Source organism: Acinetobacter sp. TSRC1-2 (assembly GCF_049895885.1).
Taxonomy (GTDB): domain Bacteria; phylum Pseudomonadota; class Gammaproteobacteria; order Pseudomonadales; family Moraxellaceae; genus Acinetobacter.
The window spans coordinates 87,867-109,224 of the sequence record NZ_JAFCTF010000009.1 but is presented as its reverse complement, the minus strand read 5'-3'; the positions used below and the strand labels follow the sequence as shown (position 1 = coordinate 109,224).

General features: G+C 39.4%; 19 protein-coding genes and 1 pseudogene. 10 read left to right on the top strand and 10 right to left on the bottom strand.

Annotation, left to right across the window (positions count from 1 at the left end; all coding sequences use genetic code 11):
• Positions 1–5: 5 nt before the first annotated feature.
• From ACP69Y_RS10910 to alr, 6 genes are all read left to right on the top strand, one after another.
• A complete protein-coding gene (locus ACP69Y_RS10910) occupies positions 6–758 on the top strand; it encodes a DUF3142 domain-containing protein (protein ID WP_425918415.1) in 753 nt (250 codons plus the stop codon).
• Between the two features lie 150 nt (positions 759–908).
• On the top strand, positions 909–1,295 hold the full coding sequence (gene rpsF, locus ACP69Y_RS10905; RefSeq protein WP_053578020.1) for a 30S ribosomal protein S6: 387 nt from the start codon (positions 909–911) through the stop codon (positions 1,293–1,295).
• 11 nt (positions 1,296–1,306) lie between these two features.
• A complete protein-coding gene (gene rpsR / locus ACP69Y_RS10900; protein WP_004676982.1) occupies positions 1,307–1,534 on the top strand; it encodes a 30S ribosomal protein S18 in 228 nt (75 codons plus the stop codon).
• Positions 1,535–1,543: 9 nt separating this feature from the next.
• A complete protein-coding gene (gene rplI, locus ACP69Y_RS10895; protein ID WP_131216159.1) occupies positions 1,544–1,990 on the top strand; it encodes a 50S ribosomal protein L9 in 447 nt (148 codons plus the stop codon).
• Between the two features lie 251 nt (positions 1,991–2,241).
• Positions 2,242–3,687: a replicative DNA helicase gene (gene dnaB, locus ACP69Y_RS10890; RefSeq protein ID WP_131216160.1), complete on the top strand. Its 1,446-nt coding sequence runs from the start codon at positions 2,242–2,244 to the stop codon at positions 3,685–3,687.
• 396 nt (positions 3,688–4,083) lie between these two features.
• Complete coding sequence (gene alr / locus ACP69Y_RS10885; RefSeq protein WP_425918414.1) at positions 4,084–5,151, top strand: alanine racemase; 1,068 nt, start codon at positions 4,084–4,086, stop codon at positions 5,149–5,151.
• A gap of 54 nt (positions 5,152–5,205) precedes the next feature.
• Here alr and ACP69Y_RS10880 read toward each other — a convergent pair whose 3' ends face one another.
• The 4 genes and pseudogenes from ACP69Y_RS10880 to ACP69Y_RS10865 form a co-directional block, all read right to left on the bottom strand.
• A complete protein-coding gene (locus tag ACP69Y_RS10880; RefSeq protein ID WP_425918413.1) occupies positions 5,206–5,940 on the bottom strand; it encodes a peptidase in 735 nt (244 codons plus the stop codon).
• Positions 5,941–5,966: 26 nt separating this feature from the next.
• On the bottom strand, positions 5,967–6,746 hold the full coding sequence (locus ACP69Y_RS10875) for a transglutaminase family protein (protein ID WP_425918412.1): 780 nt from the start codon (positions 6,744–6,746) through the stop codon (positions 5,967–5,969).
• The gene (locus tag ACP69Y_RS10870; RefSeq protein WP_425918411.1) at positions 6,743–7,345 is read right to left on the bottom strand and encodes an alpha-E domain-containing protein; all 603 of its coding nucleotides are present in this window, start codon (positions 7,343–7,345) and stop codon (positions 6,743–6,745) included. The genes ACP69Y_RS10875 and ACP69Y_RS10870 overlap by 4 nt, the downstream gene beginning before the upstream one ends.
• 24 nt (positions 7,346–7,369) lie before the next feature.
• A pseudogene (locus ACP69Y_RS10865) lies at positions 7,370–8,803 on the bottom strand (circularly permuted type 2 ATP-grasp protein); the annotation flags it as partial.
• 367 nt (positions 8,804–9,170) lie between these two features.
• On the opposite strand from ACP69Y_RS10865, the gene ACP69Y_RS10860 reads away from it, so the two are divergent.
• Positions 9,171–10,169, top strand: coding sequence for a helix-turn-helix transcriptional regulator (locus tag ACP69Y_RS10860; RefSeq protein ID WP_425918410.1), 999 nt, complete (start codon positions 9,171–9,173; stop codon positions 10,167–10,169).
• 564 nt (positions 10,170–10,733) lie between these two features.
• Positions 10,734–12,404: an FMN-binding glutamate synthase family protein gene (locus tag ACP69Y_RS10855; RefSeq protein WP_425918409.1), complete on the top strand. Its 1,671-nt coding sequence runs from the start codon at positions 10,734–10,736 to the stop codon at positions 12,402–12,404.
• A gap of 501 nt (positions 12,405–12,905) precedes the next feature.
• Here ACP69Y_RS10855 and ACP69Y_RS10850 read toward each other — a convergent pair.
• Genes ACP69Y_RS10850 through ACP69Y_RS10835 form a run of 4 tightly spaced genes read right to left on the bottom strand, consistent with a single transcriptional unit; the run spans position 12,906 to position 16,655 of the window.
• A complete protein-coding gene (locus ACP69Y_RS10850) occupies positions 12,906–13,949 on the bottom strand; it encodes an alpha/beta hydrolase (protein ID WP_425918408.1) in 1,044 nt (347 codons plus the stop codon).
• Positions 13,949–15,076: a YdcF family protein gene (locus ACP69Y_RS10845; protein WP_425918407.1), complete on the bottom strand. Its 1,128-nt coding sequence runs from the start codon at positions 15,074–15,076 to the stop codon at positions 13,949–13,951. The genes ACP69Y_RS10850 and ACP69Y_RS10845 overlap by 1 nt, the downstream gene beginning before the upstream one ends.
• A 7-nt stretch (positions 15,077–15,083) precedes the next feature.
• Positions 15,084–16,118 (bottom strand): UDP-N-acetylmuramate dehydrogenase, encoded by a 1,035-nt coding sequence (gene murB / locus ACP69Y_RS10840; RefSeq protein WP_425918406.1) that lies wholly within the window; start codon positions 16,116–16,118, stop codon positions 15,084–15,086.
• A 12-nt stretch (positions 16,119–16,130) separates the two neighbouring features.
• Positions 16,131–16,655 (bottom strand): low molecular weight protein-tyrosine-phosphatase, encoded by a 525-nt coding sequence (locus tag ACP69Y_RS10835; RefSeq protein ID WP_425918405.1) that lies wholly within the window; start codon positions 16,653–16,655, stop codon positions 16,131–16,133.
• 116 nt (positions 16,656–16,771) lie between these two features.
• Between ACP69Y_RS10835 and ACP69Y_RS10830 the strand changes: the two genes are divergently transcribed.
• Positions 16,772–17,932 carry an iron-containing alcohol dehydrogenase gene (locus ACP69Y_RS10830; RefSeq protein WP_425918404.1) on the top strand — a complete coding sequence of 387 codons (1,161 nt, stop codon included), beginning with the start codon at positions 16,772–16,774 and terminating at the stop codon, positions 17,930–17,932.
• 188 nt (positions 17,933–18,120) lie between these two features.
• A complete protein-coding gene (locus ACP69Y_RS10825; protein ID WP_425918403.1) occupies positions 18,121–18,558 on the top strand; it encodes an acyl-CoA thioesterase in 438 nt (145 codons plus the stop codon).
• Positions 18,559–18,560: 2 nt separating this feature from the next.
• Here ACP69Y_RS10825 and dnaX read toward each other — a convergent pair whose 3' ends face one another.
• Both dnaX and ACP69Y_RS10815 read right to left on the bottom strand, forming a co-directional pair.
• Positions 18,561–20,666, bottom strand: a complete 2,106-nt coding sequence (dnaX, locus tag ACP69Y_RS10820) for a DNA polymerase III subunit gamma/tau (protein ID WP_425918402.1) — start codon at positions 20,664–20,666, stop codon at positions 18,561–18,563.
• Positions 20,667–20,800: 134 nt separating this feature from the next.
• Positions 20,801–21,262, bottom strand: coding sequence for a copper resistance protein NlpE N-terminal domain-containing protein (locus ACP69Y_RS10815; RefSeq protein ID WP_425918401.1), 462 nt, complete (start codon positions 21,260–21,262; stop codon positions 20,801–20,803).
• Positions 21,263–21,358 lie beyond the last annotated feature (96 nt).

The window sequence follows — 21,358 nt, the reverse complement described above, 5'->3', positions numbered from 1 at the left end:
TGCAGATGCTACAGCAGATTCACTCGATTATTATTATTTTACTTTGTGGTTTGAGTTTAATCGCATGCCAACCGAGTCAATCTGCTTCAGCTAAAAACATGGTTGATGCCAATCAATACGCTAGTTTTTGGATTTGGGGAGATATTTCCACTGCCGCTTATTTAAAACAAGCCAAAGAGCTTTATATTTTACAAGGCGAAATCCGTTTAGATCAATCTACACAAAGCTCAATATTCACTCCTCAAGGTGTCTCAATTCTAAAAATACCGCATCAAAAAGTTTGGCTGGTATATCGAAACCATCACTTAAACTGGCAAAAATCTGAATTAGAAAAAATTTTAAACCGTATCAAACAATGGGAAAATGCGGGAAATAAAATTCAAGGCATTCAAATTGACTTCGATGCAAAGACAAAAAATCTAAAGCAATATGCCTTATTTCTTCAAACATTAAGAAAGCAATTACCTAAACAATATCAAATCAGTATCACAGGTTTACTCGACTGGACAAATATTCAAGATCCGCAAGTTTTGGATTTGCTACGACAAAATATTAATGAACTGATCATCCAAACATATCAAGGCACAAGCACAATTCCAAATTATCAAAGCTACTTAAAACGAATTTCCGCTATGCATTTACCTTATAAAGTGGGACTGGTACAAAATGGTCAATGGACTAACCCTGCCTTTATACAGCAAGATCCTCAATTCAAAGGCTATGTTGTTTTTCTATTACGCTCAAAACCACGTATATAAATTCAGTATTTCAGAAAACTGCTCTTGTAATTTTAGCTTAAAACCACTAAAATTCACGCTTCGCAATTTTTTGCGACACAACTTTAGTTGTGACTCCTTGCTTCTGACTTTTCAAAAGTTAGGGGCTGCATAAACCGTAAGGAGCTGACAATGCGTCACTACGAAATCGTACTTTTGGTACATCCAGACCAAAGCGATCAAGTTGTGGGTATGGTAGAACGTTACCTAACTCACATCAAAGAAGCTGAAGGTCAAATTCACCGTTTAGAAGATTGGGGCCGTCGTCAATTGGCTTACCCAATTAACAAAATTCATAAAGCTCACTACATTTTAATGAATGTTGAATGTGGTCAAACTACGCTTAATGAATTAGAAGAATTGTTCCGTTATAACGATGCAATCCTTCGTAATGTTATTATTCGTCGTGAAAACGCAATCACTGAAGAATCATTGCTTGCTAAAAGTGCTGAAGAAAAACGTGCGCGTAAAGCACAACGTGAAGAAGCACAACAATCTCAAGACTCTGCTGAAGCATAAGGAGAACATTAATGGCACGTTTTTACCGTCGTCGCAAGTTCTGCCGCTTTACAGCTGAGAAAGTTGCGTACATCGACTACAAAGATATCGATACTTTAAAACAGTACATCACTGAAAACGGCAAGATTGTTCCTAGCCGTATTACAGGTACTAAAGCTCGTTACCAACGTCAATTAGCGCTTGCTATTAAACAAGCTCGTTACTTGGCTTTGATCCCTTACACTGACAATCATAAGTGAGGTTGAGCTGTGGATATTATCTTATTACAACGCATTAAAAACCTTGGTAAATTAGGCGATAAAGTTTCAGTTAAAGCTGGTTACGGCCGCAACTACCTTATCCCTCAAGGTCAAGCAGTAGCAGCGACTGAGTCGAATACTGCTGCTTTTGAAGCTCGTCGTGCAGAACTTGAGAAAGCTGAAGCTGATGTTTTAGCTGCTGCTCAAGCACGTGCTGATCAATTGAACGAAGTTAACATCGTAATCACTGCTAAAGCTGGTGACGAAGGTAAACTATTCGGTTCAATCGGTACTCGTGACATCGCTGACGCGTTAACGAATGCTGGTCTTGAAGTTGACCGTGCAGAAGTTCGTTTACCAAATGGTGCGCTTCGCAACACTGGTGAATTCAATATCGCAATTCAATTGCATCATGATGTTACTGCTGAAGTTCTCGTTACTATCGTATCTGAGTAATTTTCTGCAAGAAAAAGAGCATGCTTTTGCATGCTCTTTTTTTTATCTGTAAAAATAGGCAAAATAGCTTATCCAGATTTACTAAAAGTAGTGAATACAACTTATTTTTACTGTTTTTAGCTCAATGAAATTTTCGATTCGCATTTTTTTTAAGAACAGGTATCATCTGTCTAGACGAAAATCGTTGAAAATTCACTATTCGTCCCAATTTTCAAATTACTTCTTTATCGCATTTAAAATCAGGGTTTTATATGTCACAGGCGAATGCCAATGCTATGCTTAACTCATCTAAAGTAGATAATAAAGGGAATGAGTCAGGCCAATTAAAAGAGTTTCGTACTCCACCACATAACTTGGCGATCGAGCAAGCGGTGCTTGCAGCGCTAATGACCGTGGCTGAGTCTTTCGAACAAGTGGGTGATGTACTCAGTGAAAATGATTTTTATGCGACACGTCATAAGTATATTTTTCGCGCCATTGAAAAATTAACTCAAGAAAACTCACCTTACGATGCAGTCTTAGTTAATGATTGGCTAATCAAACAAAATTTATTGGATGCTGTCGGTGGTGAAGAATATTTAATGCAACTCATGGCAGACTCGCCTTCTAGTTTTTATAACCTGGAAACCTATGCCAATAAAATTAAAGAATTTTCAACTTTACGCAGCATGATTAAAGTCAGCTCTGAAATTTTACAGAATGCTTATGACACCAAAGGTCGTAGTGTCAGTGAAATTTTAGATCTTGCTGAAACCAATATTTTTTCTATTGCTGAACAACATAATAATAATGCCAAAGCTCAAGGTCCAAAACCAATTAATGCTGTAGTTGCCGATGTTTTTGACAAGTTAAATGAATTGTCGCAAATGGAAGGCAGTATTACCGGTTTAACTTCAGGTTTTATGGAGCTGGATAACAAAACCTCGGGGATGCAATCGGGTGACTTGATTATTGTCGCTGCACGTCCATCTATGGGTAAAACCACCTTTGCCATGAACTTGGTGGAAAGTGTGCTATTTAACTGTGATCTACCTGCCCTTGTTTTCTCCATGGAGATGCCGGCAGATTCGATTGCCATGCGTTTAATCTCGGCTTACGGTAAAGTTCACCAAGGTCATTTACGTTCCGGGAAACTGGATGGTGATGAATGGTCTAAAGTGACAGGTACGATTTTACAGCTTCAAGAAAAAAATCTGTATATCGATGATTCGTCTGCCCTCCCCCCAACAGAATTACGCGCCCGCGCACGTCGTATTGCCAAAATGCATGGCGGTAAAATTGGCTGTATCATGGTCGATTACTTGCAGTTAATGAAAGTACCCGGTATGGGCGACAACCGTGTCGGTGAGATCTCGGAAATTTCACGAAGCTTAAAAGCTTTGGCAAAAGAAATGATGTGTCCGGTGATTGCCCTTTCACAGCTTAACCGCTCACTGGAAAACCGACCAAATAAACGTCCTGTGATGTCTGACCTTCGTGAATCCGGTGCGATCGAGCAGGATGCCGATTTAATCATGTTTATTTACCGTGATGAGGTTTATAACAAAGAATCCAAAGAAGCAGGCACTGCCGAAATTATTATTGGTAAACAGCGTAACGGTCCTATTGGTACGGTGCGTCTGGCTTTTGAAGGTCAATACACGCGATTTAGTAACCTTTCACCAGAGTTTTATGCTCAATATAATGATGAAGAGTAAGTAATAAAAAACGAGGTGATGACCTCGTTTTTTTAGCTGCCCATTTTTCTCCAAGTCTGCACTTTAATCCTTTTAAGTGAAACCTGATTTTAGCTCCGCATATCTTTCTACAACTTAATCAACTTTAAATATAGGAAGAGATAAAAAAGTATTATCAGCTACTGTTAATATTTTAATAACAGAACAAGCAAGGCTATCTAAAATTTAATTGAAATATACTTTAAATTAGTGTTTATTTTCAGCCATAGGAATACAATATGGCCCTCTATTCTGCTTAAGTTCCTCACTCCCTTTTGAGTGAGATCAAAAGCATACCCATAATATTCTGATTGTAGCTTATAAGTGATTGTTTCAAATTGCTGTAATGTTTCATTGTAACCCCAAGGAGTCACCAGGGTGCGCCAAGCAACAGTTTATATTGACAAAGATGCTCTGCAATATAATTTAAACCGTGTTAAACAACTTGCAACAACTGCTCAAATTGTAAGTATGGTTAAAGCCAACGCTTACGGACATGGAGTCAAAGACTGTTTAGCAGCCTTAAGTGGAACGGATGCCTTTGGTGTTGCCTGCCTCGAAGAAGCACTTGAAATTCGTGAACTCGGCTATCAACACCCGATTACCCTCATCGAAGGTATTTTCTCTGAAGATGAAATGCGGGTTGTGGTTGAAAATAACATTGAATGCGTCGTACATCAGCAACAACAACTCGACTGGTTGCGAACATATAAAAATGCTTATATTGGCAAAAACTTAAAAGTTTGGGTCAAACTCAATAGTGGTATGAACCGTCTAGGTTTTAAAGTACCTGAGATTATTGAAGTCATTAATTCCCTTAAAACGGAAGGTTTTACTTGTGTTTTAGCGATGCACTTTGCCAATGCTGATGCAGAAAATCACCCGTTAAATGAACAACAAAAAAATCAATTTCTTCAGGTTAAAGAAGCTTGTGCGCCAGTAATGGCTTCTTGCTGTAACTCAGCAGCCATTTATAACTGGCCTGAATTAAATTTTGATTTTGTTCGTCCCGGGATCATGCTTTATGGTGCATCTCCATTTGCAGATAGATCAGCACATGATTTAGACCTTAAACCAGTGATGACCTTTACTGCTGAAATCATTGCTTTAAACCATATTCAGGCGGGTGAATCGGTAGGTTATGGTTCAACATTTACTGCTGAAAAAGAAATGGATTTAGCCATTGTTTCAATTGGTTATGGTGATGGCTACCCGCGTGCTTTCCCTAAACAGAACTATGTGGCTATTAATGGTCAACAAACTCGTGTAATTGGTCGTGTTGCCATGGATATGATTGCCATTGATGTTACAGGCTTAAACGCAAAAATTGGTACAGAAGTTGAGCTTTGGGGTAAAAACCGCTTGGTCGATGATGTGGCTGAAGCCAATGGTACGATTGGTTATGAACTCTTGTGTCGCCTCAGTGCTCGCCCAATAAGAAAGTAACGTGCTGGCTCATAAAAAAACCCAAGTTTGTACTTGGGTTTTTTATAGCTATATTTAATCTAGATAATCATCTGTTGGAATAGGCAGTTTCTGCAAGCCGCGGCGTAAAGTGTCTGACCACTGTTTACTCAGTTGCCTAAAATACGGATCTTCTTCATAGATACGTTTGCCGTTAGGAATGTGTAATGAATCTTTATGATAAACGATTGTATCTAATGGCATTCCGACTGAAACATTAGAACGTAAAGTAGAATCAAACGAGATCAAACAACAACGGACTGCCTCATCTAAAGGCATTTCATAAATTAAGGCCCGGTCCAATATCGGTTTGCCATATTTACTTTCCCCAATTTGAAAATAAGGCGTGTCTTCAGTTGCACTAATACAGTTACCTTGTGGGTAAATATTATAAAGTTGCATGGCTGAACCTTTAATTTGTCCACCTAGTAGAAGACTACAATAATAATTATTAGGTTCGTGAACATCTGCTGTAACATCGGCAATCACTTTTCTTAAGGTCTGTCCCACCAACTCCGCCATTTCAAACATAGTATTGACACTATATAAGTTGGGTTCTTGGCTCAGTTCCAAGTGATTATTCAAATGACCAATAACAGCTTGTGTTGTCGCTAAATTTCCAGAAGTTTGTATCGTGATAAATCGCTCACCCTCCACACCAAAGGTATAGAGTTTACGAAATACAGAGATGTGGTCTACACCCGCATTGGTACGAGTATCACTCACAAAGACCAAACCATCTTTTAAACGTAGCGCACAACAATAAGTCATGAGAGCTCCTTATGACTTTTAAAATTTCAGCAAGCGAGCACTTGAACTATAGAATTCATCGACTCAATACCACCGCGCTCTCTTATGCCTCTTACTGGTGCAACATCCCAATAATCTCGACCGATTGCCACATAGATATGTGAATTAGGTGTAAATAACTGGTTGCTGATATCAAAACAATACCACGAATTTTCAAAAAATACTTCTGCCCAAGCATGACTTGCAAGGTGAGAGGTATTCGGTACAAATAGATAACCTGATACATAGCGTGCAGGCACGCCTAAATATTTACACATCGCAATAAACACATGACTATGATCTTGACATACCCCTTGTCGACATTGAAAGGCATCAATGGCAGAGGTTTGTACAGAGGTCTGATCAGGTACATACGGGATATAATTGAGTATAGCTTCAGATAAAACGATTAAGTTTTCACGATTAACCCGAGGCACATAAGACTCTGCAAAACTTTTCATTTCTGCATTACATAAGGTACTAGGCGTAGGTTGTAAAAACAATTTGGGATTAATTGAGCTCTCAATTCCAAATTGGGTATTCGGGTTCATCTCTACAATACCTTGCGCCATAATGGTCATCTGGCTATAAGGCTTGCGCTGCGAACTGGTAATCCAGATATTATTAAAAGCATCAGATTTAATTTCTTTTTCACCTGGCACACTCACATTCCAAGAATACACGTGCTGATGCGCATTGCTGGATGGAGTCATTTTAATATACTGAATGCTGTTACGCGCTAAATCAGTATATTGATAATGTGTTTGGTGATTAATCATCAGCTTCATACATCTACCTCAAATAGGTTTTGGATATGGTCACTGAAGTGGTAAAAATTCATACTGTCTGGATTTAACTTAAGCTGCTGCCATGCACTGTCCACGCCTTTCCAACCAATCTTATTTAACAGCTCTACTGTTTTATCAATATTCTCCAAAGTTGTGCTGCGATCCTGCTTAAGTCGAAGTTGTCGATCTAACTGCTCTATGTTCTGCCCCAAAGTAAAAAACAGGAAGATATCTTCAGATTCAGCTTCTAAAACATCCTGACATTCTCCCGCTACATCACAAATATAAGCCGCATTTTCAGTCGTATTTTTAATGAGTTGATTGAGTTCTGCATACGCTTTTGCGGAGAATATTCCCCGTAAATCTTGGACATTATCTTTGGCATGTTGAAATTGCTTGTTAAAAGATGACGGTTGTTTTGCATCAAGTAATAAAGTATTCAGCGAGCTTGCATCAAAAGCCGGCAAGCAAAATGCATGCGCATATTCCAATGCATCCTGGTTATTCTGAAATGGAAACTGACTACACAAATATTGAATACGGGTTAAATATCGACCTAACCAAAAAATATGCTGAGCATTACTATTTAATAAAATCATGACTTCTTTCCCATGGTTAGATGTTTAAGAATGAAGATTATCGACCACCCATGTGTCTTTAACTCCACCACCTTGTGAAGAATTCACTACTAAAGATCCTGCCTGCATTGCCACACGTGTCAAACCACCGGGTACGATTTCTGTCCGATAAGGTGAACTGAGTACAAAGGGACGTAAATCGATATGACGCTCTGCCACCCCAAAATCACTTATCGTTGGACAGACTGATAAATCCAGAGTCGGCTGCGCAATATATAAATTCGGTGCAGCAATAATTTTGTCTCTAAATGAGTCAATTTGACTTTTTGAGGCTTGAGGACCAATCAACATGCCATACCCACCCGAACCTTGGGCTTCTTTCACCACCAATTGCTCCAAGTTAGATAGGACATAATCCAGGTCTTGAGCTTCGCGACATTGATAAGTTGGCACATTTTTTAAGATTGCTTGTTCACCTAAGTAAAAATGAATCATTTTATCGACATATGGATAGATGGATTTATCATCCGCCACACCAGTACCCGGTGCATTTGCAATCACAACATTGTGACGCAAATAGGCAGACATTAAGCCGGCCACCCCTAAAGTACTATCAGGCATAAAACATAATGGATCTAGATATGCATCATCCACTCGACGATAAATTACATTAACCTGCTGTCTTCCACGGATGGTTTTGACATAAACCTTATCGTTTTCTACAAAAAGATCACGTGATGTCACTAAAGGCACATCCATTTCTCTTGCCAGAAAAGAATGCTCATAATATGCGCTGTTATAGCGTCCAGGCGTTAACACCACAATAAAAGGCTTATCGACATAAGCATTTTCAGCCAAGACTTCTTTAAGTAATTGCGGATATTGTTCAATGCTCAGAATATTGTTTTGCTGGCATAAATCGGGCATGAGTTTCTGACTGATTTTGCGGCTTTCTAGCATATAAGACACGCCTGAAGGTGTTCTTAAATTATCTTCCAGTACATAAAACTCGCCATGACGGTCACGAACAATATCAATTCCGCTAATTTGACTGTAAATTTTACCTTTTAAGTCATGTGCATACATATGTGGCTGATAGGCTTCATGCGTCAGCACTTGTAATTCAGGCACAATATTGGCTTTTAAAATATCTTGCTGATGGTAAATGTCGTGTAAAAACAAATTCAGCGCGTGTACCCGTTGTGCACAGCCCAATGCGACTTCATTCCATTGCTTTTTCTCAATCACCCGTGGAATGAGATCATACGGAATCGTTCGTTCAATCCCTTCTGACTCCCCATAGACTGTAAAAGTAATGCCCTCATACAAAAAGTGATCTTTCGCTGCTTGGTTTAATGACTTTAATTCATCAATCGTATGTTGTGATAACCAATGTTCAATCTTGTTGCAAGTTTCTCCTGATACGGTTTGATCATCTACTAATTCATTAAAAAAATGTGATTTAAACTGTTGAAATAAGCCATTATTTTTAGAGTGGTTGTTAACTTTTACTGCGATTGGCGTAGGAGTATCTGTCCCCAAAGTATTAGGGAAATGTTCAATCGTAGAAACTGGAGGTATCCGATCATTTTCTTTAAACATATTACCCTCATAATTGTTATCTATTCTTAAATAGTGCAAAGCAAAATATATGCCAATAAAAAATCCTTTTATCGTTTTTCTATTTACACACTAAAGTTATGTACAATCAATGGCATTTTGAGACTTAACATGTTTCAAATTATTGACAGAGAGGTAGAAAAATTTGAGAAAAATATTCAGTTTTTTTATTGTTTTCCTGATTTAATGCAGCTATAAACAATCTACTCGATTTTTAATGTTAGTTATGTCTTCACAAGAAAAAGAAACGTCCAACAGCCTATACCGACAGTGGCAAATTTTATCTCGTCTTTCTACTGGAAAGTGGATGGGTACCCGAGAATTACAAGAAATTCTGCAACGTGAAGGTATTGATATCAGCTTGCGTACTATTCAGCGTGACTTAAATCAGATCTCGCTGCGCTTTCCTATTGAAAGCAGTAAAACTGTACCTCAAGGCTGGCGTTGGCGTTCAGATGCACCCATTCAAAGCTTACCGCATATGACCAGTTCTCAAGCGGTGACCTTTATGATGGTCGAAGAACATTTAAAACACTTGTTACCCCCTAGTCTGATTGAGGAAATGAATCCCTGGTTTGACTTGGCACGCCGTAGCTTGTCCACCCAAAATAATGTTCGACAATGGATTAATCGGGTGCGTATTGTTCCGGCCACTCAACCTTTAATTCCGCCTGTAGTCGATAAACTGGCGCAACAAGCAATTTATGAAGGTTTACTGCAAGACAAACAACTGGAATGTGTTTATCAGGGGCGTAGCCACTTAAGTGAAGAAAAAACCTATATTTTAAACCCCTTAGCTTTAGTACAAAAAGGTGCAATTATTTATTTAATCTGTACCCGCCATGATAAAACTGATATTCAAACTTTTGCCCTGCACCGTTTTAAATCAGCTATTGTTTTAAATTCACGTGCAATGCATCCGGTTAACTTTGATATTGATGCTTATATCGATTCTGGTGCTCTAGGATTTAGAGTCGACTATAACCAGCCGACCGAAAATATCGCTTTAAAACTTACCATGACTGAAGAAGATGCTCATTACTTTGACGAAAGCCAACTCAGTAAAGACCAGACCATCCAAAAACTGGACCATGGTTTAGCCCAAATCACCGCAACCGTACCTTTTACTTCACAGCTGGTATGGTGGTTAAGAGGATTTGGCAACAAGATTCAGCAGATCGAACCGATTGAAGTTTCGAATGCAGTTCGTCAAATTACTGATTAAATAAAATAACTGAAATAAAAAAGTCCCAATGATTGGGACTGGAGAATATTTCTATTTAGATCTATTTTTTATTATCGTATTGTGGCTTCAAGAACATCAGGCTTTATTTTCTCACCCCACCACAAAGCTTGATGGCTATGGATCTCATTTATGGAGTGAAGAACATTGAGCTTTAGCACGCTAGATCTCCACTGTTATATCGGATTGATTTCATCGTCATATGAATTACCTCTGTTGCTAACGTAAAATCAATGTACTCCATAATCTAAGTATTGAGAAATCATAAGATCAGAAGCCTTAAGCAGATTTTTTATTAAGCATTTATTCTGGATTTTAATTATGCTCAATTCATATCCAATACAATCAAACCCCTCTTAACTTATTTTTTTTAGAATAAGTCTTTTATTTAAATTCAATAATTATTTAATAAAATAATTAATAATGACCATATTGACCTACTGTTGGCCATTTCTAGCACCAGCTTGAGTTTTACAAATCAGAACTTGCAGCATGTACGCAAAATAGGCAAATTCAATTGATTCATAATAATTTGGAAAAACTAGAATGCCAGGTCCCGTTCAGATTGTTAGACATAAGCTTTTAAATACTTTTTTCTCACGTTACTCAGTCTGGTTCACTTTTATTTTCACTGCCCTTACCATTAGCTGGTTCCGGATTGTTTACGCTCCACATTATATTTATTATTTTATTTCCGACACCTTGCTGAATTCTTTATGGCTGATTTCAGGCGTACTGAGTTTAGTCGGCTTATATGATGTCCTGCAAAACAAGCATTCAATCCTAAAAAACTATCCGATCATGGGACATTTCCGCTTTATTTTTGAAGATTTCCGCCCCGAAATTCGCCAGTATTTTATTGAAGCCGATCAAGATGCCCTGCCATTTTCCCGGATGCAACGCAGCTTGGTCTATCAACGCTCAAAGAATGAAAATGCAGATAAACCCTTCGGTTCGATTATTAATGTCTATCAACAAGATTACCGTTTTATTACCCATTCCATTACCCCCTGCAAGCCTGCCCATCCTGACAGTTTTCGGATTCAGATCGGTAATCATCAATGTCAGCAGCCTTATAGTGCTTCGATTATGAATATCTCTGCCCTGAGTTTTGGCAGCATGAGTGCCAATGCGATTCGCGCTTTAAATTTGGGAGCGAAAATGGGCAACTTTTATCATGATACAGGTGAAGGCAGTATTAGCCCTTATCATCTGGAAAATGGTGGAGATATTGTCTGGGAACTGGGCAGTGCTTATTTTGGCTGTCGTACTGTAGATGGACACTTTGATCCTGAAAAATTTACCCGACAGGCCCTTTTACCGCAAATCAAAATGATTGAAATTAAGTTATCGCAAGGGGCAAAACCGGGTCATGGCGGTATTTTACCTAAAAGCAAGATTTCAGAAGAAATTGCCCGAATTCGCGGTATTAGTCGCGATCATGACTGCGTATCTCCTTCAAAACATTCAACCTTTAATACCCCCATCGAAATGATGCATTTCATTCAGCAACTGCGCGAGCTATCTGGTGGTAAACCGGTTGGGTTTAAGCTGTGTATTGGTCAGCCCTGGCAATTTATGAGTATTGTTAAAGCCATACTGGAAACTAAAATTGTGCCCGACTTTATTGTGGTGGATGGTTCTGAAGGTGGCACAGGTGCAGCCCCGATTGAACTGATTGACCACGTGGGTACGCCTTTACGCGAAGGCTTGCTATTTGTGCATAATACTTTGGTTGGTGCAGGTTTGCGTAATCAAATTAAAGTCGGTGCGAGTGGTAAAATTATCAGTGCTTTTGATATTTCCAGCAGCATGGCGATTGGTGCAGATTGGGTGAATTCAGCACGTGGATTTATGTTCGCAGTCGGTTGTATTCAAGCGCAAAGTTGTCATACCAACCAATGTCCCGTTGGTGTTACAACTCAGGACAAAGAGCGGCAAAAAGCCCTGCATGTTCCAACCAAAGCCGTACGTGTATTAAATTTCCATAAAAATACCATGCTGGCTTTGTCTGAAATGATTGCTGCGGCTGGACTAAAACACCCAGCGGATATTAAGGCTCATCATCTGGCGCAACGGATTAACGACCGAGAAATCAAAAATTATGCGCAATTACACTTTTGGTTAAAAGAAGGTGAATTGCTCAGCTGTGAAAATAAAGATGCTGAAAACTTTTACTTTCGGATGTGGAATTTAGCGCATGCTGAGAAATTTTAACCCTGCTTTGAGTGATAGATATGCGGGTATTTAGCAAAAAAGAGCTTATAACGACTAATCTCGATTGATCGTTATAAGGTTTTCAACCCACTCTTTAGCATTTTGATCATTCACGAAGAAGTCTTACTATTTTTGAATCAAATGTCTGAAGCTCATTTGTTCCTTGCGAAACAGTATTTCTTATTCGCCAAATGAGAAGCCTCAAAATATATTTTGAGTTCGCAAAAAAAGCATCTTGCGGTGCAATGCACCTCACCGCAAAACCTGTTCAATTTCTGCACTTAAAATAACTTTTTGCAAAAACAGTTTAGATAAAATACCTCTGCTTTGCCTTGCGCTACAAACAAAACAGTGTTTCGTTTTTGCTCAGGTTGCGGATGACATGTCCGTATATCAAACACTCAAACACTATGTGGAATTTAAAAAGAAAAGCCAGCTCATTATTTAACTGACTTATCTTTGCTCATACGACCTTTTTTGATTCACTGATTTTTATGAAATTTAATAATAACCATCTGAACTTTGTGCATGTAAAAATGCCGGAATGAGTCCAGTCAATGCCGCACGAATATCCGCACGTTCATTGATTAACTGATGTGAACCTTCTTCAAGCATCAACAAGGTCTGCAAACGGAACTTGCGACGAATAAACTCAATGTTATAACGCCAGTCCACAGTTTGATCTTGGGCACCTTGCGCCAACCATACCGGAATACGGCATGCTGGACGTGCCTCCATTTCCTGCATCCATTTGGACATGGCCAAAATCCAGTCCATACCCATCATACGTGGCTGCAAAGGATCTTTTAAACGCACAAAGCGTAGAAACTCTGGATTGTGGTTATTGCGTCTAAAATGACGTGGCACTTGACGCTTGATCCGTCGAATAATGCCCAAACCCACAGAATTATGCCACCACGCCGATTTCGCAGGTCGAATCAGTGGAGAAAGTAATAAAACACGCTCCACATATGGATTTTCACGACGCTCCGCAAACTCTAATAGATGATGCAGCAAAATAGCACCACCGGTACTCTGGCCAATTCCCAACCATGGTTTGGGTAATTGACTGGCATTTTTAACATAGTGATAAACAGCATGTAAAACCTGCTGATAATGATCAAAGTTCTTGATGTTTGCGGGCGAACCATCACTTAAACCATGACCAGGCAAATCATAGGTAATGACACTAAAACCCTGTTCCAGTAATTCGCGAATAATCGGCTGGTAAATACCGCTGTGTTCCAAATAGCCATGCAATAAAAATACGGTTCCGCGTATTTTATTAAAAGCAATATTGGCTAAATTGGGTTGGAATACCTGTACATGCAATTTAAACAAAGGCATTTGCACATAGCCTTGCCAATGCTCACAATCCAGCAAATGCAAACCATATAACTTACGATAAGCCTGGATTTCCACTGAAGGTTGATAAGGCTTACTCAGGTTTAAGGCTTCAAGCAGTTGAGGTGTGGTTTCTCGACTCGGCACCGGCAAATCCAGCTGTTTTAAAATAGTTGGATTTAAAAATGGGATATCTGGCATTAAGGCACCTCCCGACAATCACTGGAACCAAACCAGACATCACGAATCGTGGCTAAAATTTCATAATTGGCACGGCGGCTATGATCATAATTTTGTTCGCTTGGACGCCAGTGTGTCAGACGTGTCGGCATAGGTGCTTCAACAGGTACAGTTTCAATCCCATTTAAGGCAAATAAACGACGCGTACGCGGCATATGATAACGGTCGGTAATTAATATCACCCGTGGTGCTCCACCCTTTTTTTGCAATAATAACGAGCTAAACCGCGAATTTTCGCAGGTATTCATGCTTCGATCTTCCAGTAATTTCGCGTCTACCTGATGTTCTTTCAGCCAGCGCTGCATATACGGTGCTTCTACACCACTGAGTACAATCGGCAGTTGATATTCTTTTTCGATGGCTAAAGTTTTTTCTAAGCGTAGGCGTGTATAGTCGTTCACCACAATATCTTTGCCATTTTTATCCAAAGTGAGTCCGCCACCCAAGACCACAATCGCATAAGGTTTTGAACTTTGCAGCGGGGGTTGTTCATTTTGTTCTTGAATCAATGCGATATCTTGGTAAATGGTTTCATCGACAGGTTCTTGAGCGACTTGTTCCTGTTCAATTTTATGCGTGTGAAGAAATTCTACATATTTTTCCATCAACGCCTTATTTTCAGTGCTGTTCAAATCCAATAAATCTTTAACTGCTTGAGTAGGATCTTCTTGTTCTATCTCATTATCCATGGGTTTTGCAAGCAACGGAATACGCGGCTTTTCCTCTTGCTCATTTTCTTGCTGTTGTGCGTCCTCAATCATGTGTTGCAAGGCTTTATATCGCGCTTGAATCACCGTCAAATTCTCTGAATTATGGCTTTGGATCGCTTCTTCCATCAACTTTAAATAGGCTTGTCGAGCAATCCATAATCTAGATCCTGGCTCCAGACTTTCATGTTCACTCAATGCAGCCATTTGTTGACTTTTCGCAGCAACCTGATTGACTTCAACTGGAACAAAACTATTCAGGGCTTTCACCACCCAGCCTGAATAAAATGGCGAATAAATCAAAACCATGAAACAGCCGAAAAGAACAAATAACACGGATGCTACTTGTACCAATCGAACCATCCAATGCGATTTCACCATAATTTTCTTATTCCAAATGTGAGCGAATTAAACCTGTTTCATCAAACAATACCGGTTCAGGTTCTAATAAAATGTTAAATTTTTGCTGAACATCCTGTTGTACGGCATGATAAGTCGCTTTTACATCCGCCAAGGTCGCCTGATCATAATTTACTAAAACCAAGGCCTGTTTATGAAACATCCCCACCATACCCAGCTGCTTACCTTTCCAACCCGATTGATCAATCAACCAACCTGCTGCAATTTTAATGCCACCTTGAGCTTGAGGGTAATGGGGTAAATTCGGAAATGATAGTGCTAAATGGTCATAAAGCTGTTCTGAAACAATCGGATTTTTAAAGAAACTTCCTACATTCGCATATTCTTTTGGATCTGGTAATTTGCTTTGACGGATTTGAATCACTTGTTTTTGCAAGTTTTCAGCAGTCTGTTGATCGCCTACGGCTTGCTTGAGATCACCATAATTCAGCATCAAATGTGCGTGCTTAAGCAATTTAAAAGTCACATGAGTAATCACAAAACGATTCGGATCATCTTTAAAAATACTATGCCGGTATGAAAAATCACAATCTGCAGCAAGAATAATGCTAAATTTTTCTAATTGGCGGTCATAAACCTCAACCGACTCAATAAATTCACCTGCTTCAACCCCATAAGCCCCGATATTTTGTACCGGAGAAGCACCCACCAGCCCCGGAATAAGCGCTAGATTTTGCAAACCGTATAAATGATTTTCTGTCGTCCATAGTACAAAGTCATGCCAGACTTGCCCTGCGCCTACACGAACAGTCTTGCTATGTTCATCTTCAGCAAGATATTCAATACCCTGAATATCCATATGAAGCACGAGCGCATGAATATGTTCAGGTAGTAACATATTGCTGCCACCAGACAGAATCAGAACGTTTAACTGCTGCTGCCTGGCATAATTTAAGGCATCCACCAATTCTTGTTGAGATTGAACTTTAAGGTAATGCGATGCAGTTGCATCAAGACTTAAGGTATTAAAAGGCTTAAGTTGAATTTGAGTTTGAATATTCATGTGCTTAAACCTTTATTTCACATCTATCTGTTGTTTGAACTGTTGTTTAAAAATAGTGACCCACGCCAAACTACTCGACTCACACTGATCGAGTACACGCTCAAAACCCTCTACCCCGCCATAATATGGGTCTGGCAAAGCTTGCTTGAGATAAGTTTGATCATGTTCACTCATCAATGCAATTTTTGCCCGAATTTGACTTGCACCATACTCGCTATGTGCTTGTACTAAAAGTGATTGAATATTCGATAAATTTTCATGATCCATTGCCAGAATCAGATCAAATTCAATGAAATCTTGAGGCTTTAATTGGCGTGCACGCAAGGCTGATAAATCATAGCCACGTTTTAACGCATGTTTCTGACTACGTTCATCAGGTGCTTTTCCGGGATGGTAATTACTGGTTCCAGCTGAATCAATCACAATATCAAGTTGTTTCTTATCACAAAAATGTCTAAGAACAACTTCTGCCGTGGGAGAGCGACAAATATTTCCTAAACACACACATAACACCTTATATGGCGTTTTGGATGACATAACAACCTCAATAACTACTTTATTTTCAGATGCCTTATGTTAAGTTATTTATAGGAGGAATCCTATAGAACGCTAAAACAATAATCTTGAATTTGATATAAAAAAGGATGCAATAGATGAGCCATTTTCAATTTCAGACTGTCTCGAATATTATTTCAGGGCTCGGCTCAATCTATGAGTTAAAGCAATTATTCCAACAGCAATCCTATAAAAAGCTGTTATTGGTAACCGATGCAGGTATGATTCAGCAACAATTACACTTACCGATTATTGAAATTTTAGAAACCATTCAACTTGATTATGTGATTTATTCTAGCGTTCAAGCGGACCCACCCGAACATATTGTTCTAGATGCAGTTCAATTCGCGAAAAATGAAAAGACAGATATCGTGTTAGGTTTTGGGGGCGGCAGTTCATTAGATGTCGCAAAAGTGATCGCCATTTTGGCACATCCCGAACAACAACAAATGTTGCAAGATCTGTACGGTATCAATAATGCTAGAAATCCAAGACTGCCATTATTTTTAGTTCCAACCACGGCAGGTACGGGTTCTGAAGTAACGCCTATTTCTATTGTTACCACCGGTGAAACCACCAAAACCGGGATTGTCTCTCCAGTTTTATTTGCTGATGTCGCCATTTTAGATGCGACCTTTACCCAAAACTTACCGGCTCACATCACGGCGGCAACAGGTATAGATGCAATGGTGCATGCGATTGAAGCCTATACATCAAAAATAAAAAAGAATCCCTACGCAGATATGTTAGCCAAACAGGCATTACGTTTACTCAATAACAACTTAAGCCTGGTATTGGCAGATGGACAGAATTTAGCAGCACGTCAAAATATGCTGGTCGGCTCAATGCTTGCCGGTCAAGCCTTTGCTAACGCTCCAGTCGCTGCGGTACATGCACTGGCTTATCCCTTAGGTGGGCATTTTCATATCTCGCATGGGCATAGCAATGCTTTGGTCTTAACCGAAGTTTTAAAGTTTAACGCCCCTAATGCAAAACAACTTTATGCTGAATTGATGTGTTGGATAGATCCAAAAAGTACCGGCAGTACAGATGGTTTATGCGATTTATTTATTGATCATATGCAAAATCACCTTGATAAAAGCGGCTTGATTTTAAAACTAAAAGATTTAAATGTGCCGGAAACCAAGCTTGAGCAATTAGCCAATGATGCCATGTTGCAAACCAGACTTTTACAAAATAATCCGCGTGAACTCAAATTGCAGGATGCCCGATACATTTATCAAGCTGTTTATGCATAATTTGTATTTTATTGATCTTAATATTATTTTTAAGCGATTTTTTAATGTAATCGAAAAATCTTATTAATAAAAAAGCATATCGCAAAGTCATTTACTTACCCGTAGATGACCTTGCTTTTAACCTCTTGCATTCATTTATTTTTAACAGTACAACTGAATATAAATGATCGATAGAAAATGAAATCACAATGAAGCAAATACCCAAACAACGTGCTGATTTCTCATACTTCTTACCCATACAAACGCGCTGGTCAGATAATGATATCTATGGTCACGTCAACAATGTTACCTATTACAGTTATTTTGATACTGCAGCCAATGCCTTATTGATTGAAAAGGCAGACTTTGATATTCGATCTTCCCCAGTCATTGGATTGGTGGTCGATTCAGCCTGCAGTTTTTTTCAGGAACTTTCTTATCCTGAAATTATTGAGGTCGGTGTAGTGATTTCCAAACTTGGCAATTCATCCATGCAATACGATTTAGCGATTTTTAAACCATTTCACGATGTCGCCTCTGCACAAGGTCATTTCGTCCATGTATTTGTTGATCGCCAGACACGAAAAAGCACCCCGATTCCAATCGAAATGCGGGATGCTTTATCTCAATATTGTGTGAATGAATAAACTTATTTAAGCTGGATATTCTGTATTTCACCATCAAAGTTTTGCAGAATATCCTTCACCGCTGCTTCTGCATGAAGTAGCTCTGAAGCACGTGCATAGGCTCTCTGTTTACGTTCATTCTGCATGTTATACGGCGTCGCTGTTTCAACTTCAGCATATTTGACCTGAAAATGAGTATTCGGCCATTCAGTTTTCAAAGCTTGCTCTAATGCATGTTGTAACTGATTTAACAACTGTTCATATTGCGGTGGAATATGAAATAACGATTCGCCATCAATCTGACCCGTCATCACACCTTGTTGTGCCAATTCCTGTACCGCGGGTGATAATGTGCTATTTCTAAACCAGTATTCCCACTTATCTATCGTCCAATCCCCTTCAAGCTGTTGAGGGCTTAGTCTTAAAATATCTTGTGGCATTAACCCGGAATCTTGTGTGGATACAGCTTTAACCGCTACTTTAGTTTCTTCAAGACTCGGTGGTTCTAATTCAAGAACCGGCTCATCGATAACTTTGACTGGTGCAACTTCAACGTGCACAGACTCAATCGGCATCTGTTCTTGGCTTAACAATAAATCTTCCGCTTGATCTACCACAGCAATATTATCTTGAGGCTTTGCAGTTTCAGTATCAAAAGCATCATTTAACGGTGCAATTTCATCGAATAGAAAATCATCACTGCTCGCTTCTGCTTGATCAGCGTTCTCTGTTACAACATTAACCTCATCATTCGACTCATCTAAATCGAACAATGCATCTTCCGCAGCAGGATCAAATACAATTTGATTCGAGCCTGTTGTTGAATTCGGCTCTATAACCTCAAGCATCGGTTCGTCCAGGAAATCATCCGAAGATGGTTCATGAATCTGCGTACTTACTGATGATTGAATTTCAGAAACGGGGGCTGCTGGTTCTTGATATTCTTCAACGTGTGGTTGTGCATTTTGTACGGGCGCTTGAAAAGCGACCTGTGGTGCTTGTTGCTGAAGCTGCTGTGGTGCCGACACCAAAACTTCATTCGGTTGTAATGGACGGAACGCGAGTAAGCGCAATACGCACATTTCAAAGCCTTGTTCTTGTGTCACTGCAAGTTGCAGATCGGCACGACCTTTACATGCCACTTGATAATATAACTGCAAATCTTGCGCTGAAATGATCTGCGATAATTGCATAATTTTTTTATTAATTTCAGCACTATATTTCAAGCTTAAATCTGGTAAATATTGCAGTAAAGCCAGTTCATGCAGCGTTGAAATCAACTGATCTAAAACCAGCGAAACATCTAAAGCCTGTTGTCTAAATTGCATCAACAATTCACTGACACGCTGCTTTTGATTTTGATGGATGGCTAAGACCAGATCATAAATAATGGTTCGGTCAATCAAGCCCAACATCTCTTTAACATCTTGATGCTGAATTTCGCCCTGACCATACGCAATCGCCTGGTCAGTTAAAGACAGCGCATCACGGAGTGAGCCTTGTGCAGATTCAGCAATTTGCCAGATTGCATCCTGTTCTGCCTGAATTTCTTCTTTCTGTAAAATATGAGTCAGATGTTCAGTAATTTCATCCACTGCCAATGGACGCAAAGTGAACTGCAAACAACGAGAAATGACGGTAATCGGCAGCTTTTGTGGATCGGTCGTCGCAAAAAGGAATTTAACGTGTTCAGGGGGTTCTTCTAGTGTTTTCAGTAACGCATTAAATGAATGCGTAGACAGCATATGCACTTCATCGATAAGGTAAACCTTAAAACGACCCTGCGTTGGTGCATACGGAACGTTATCCAGTAGTTCACGAGTATCTTCAACTTTGGTCCGTGACGCCGCATCAATTTCAATCAAATCGATAAAACGACCTTCATTGACTGCGGTGCAAGTTGCGCACACTTCACACGGCGTAGAGGTTACACCCGTTTCACAGTTCAAACACTTTGCCAAAATACGCGCAATCGTGGTTTTACCTACCCCACGTGTGCCGGTAAATAAATACGCATGATGTAAACGACCACGTTCTAAGGCACTGGTCAGTGCTCGTGACACATGGTTCTGTCCAACCAGTTCAATAAAATTGCGTGGACGATATTTACGCGCAAGTACTTGATACATGTATGCTCCTATTTACAGGTCTAAGCATACTGTTTTTTTGACTAAGAGTGAATGAACAATCTGCAAAAGCTTTCAATCAAATACGAGATAAGTAGAACTATTTTTCCAATATTGCGAGAATCTCAAGAAATTAATTATCCATTCTTTTCTAAAATAAAATCATCTTCGGAATTATAAACATTCCCCGTCTGATCTTCCAGAATTTCAAGCAGTTGCTGATCTAAATCCACATAGATTAAATTGCGGGTCTTGACCTGTATTAATTCCAGTTTATTTTGATCGGGATTACTAAACCGGAAATGACCTTGAATGGTTTCAATCTCATTATGGCCACTTAAACTTTCCCGTTTTAAAGTATAAGTCCTGTCCGGATTGAGCACTAAATCTACAGCCATGCCCGGACATTCCTCGCAACGTGAAATACAGCCCATGCATGGTGTAGTGCCTTGATATTCCCCGACCCATTTCGCAACCGTAACTTTTTGCTCGGAAACCTGATCAACTTGCTTGTTATTTTCACTATTTGACTGGGTAGAATCCTGGCAACCCAACAAGACAGAAGAAGCAATCAGGGGAATAAGAAGCGGCTTTTTCATCAGGACAACCCAATGTAGAGATTTTAGTGTAAGGAAAATATCACATTTTTACCGAATTTACGCCTTCAGAATATGCGCTAACATTTTTAAATGATA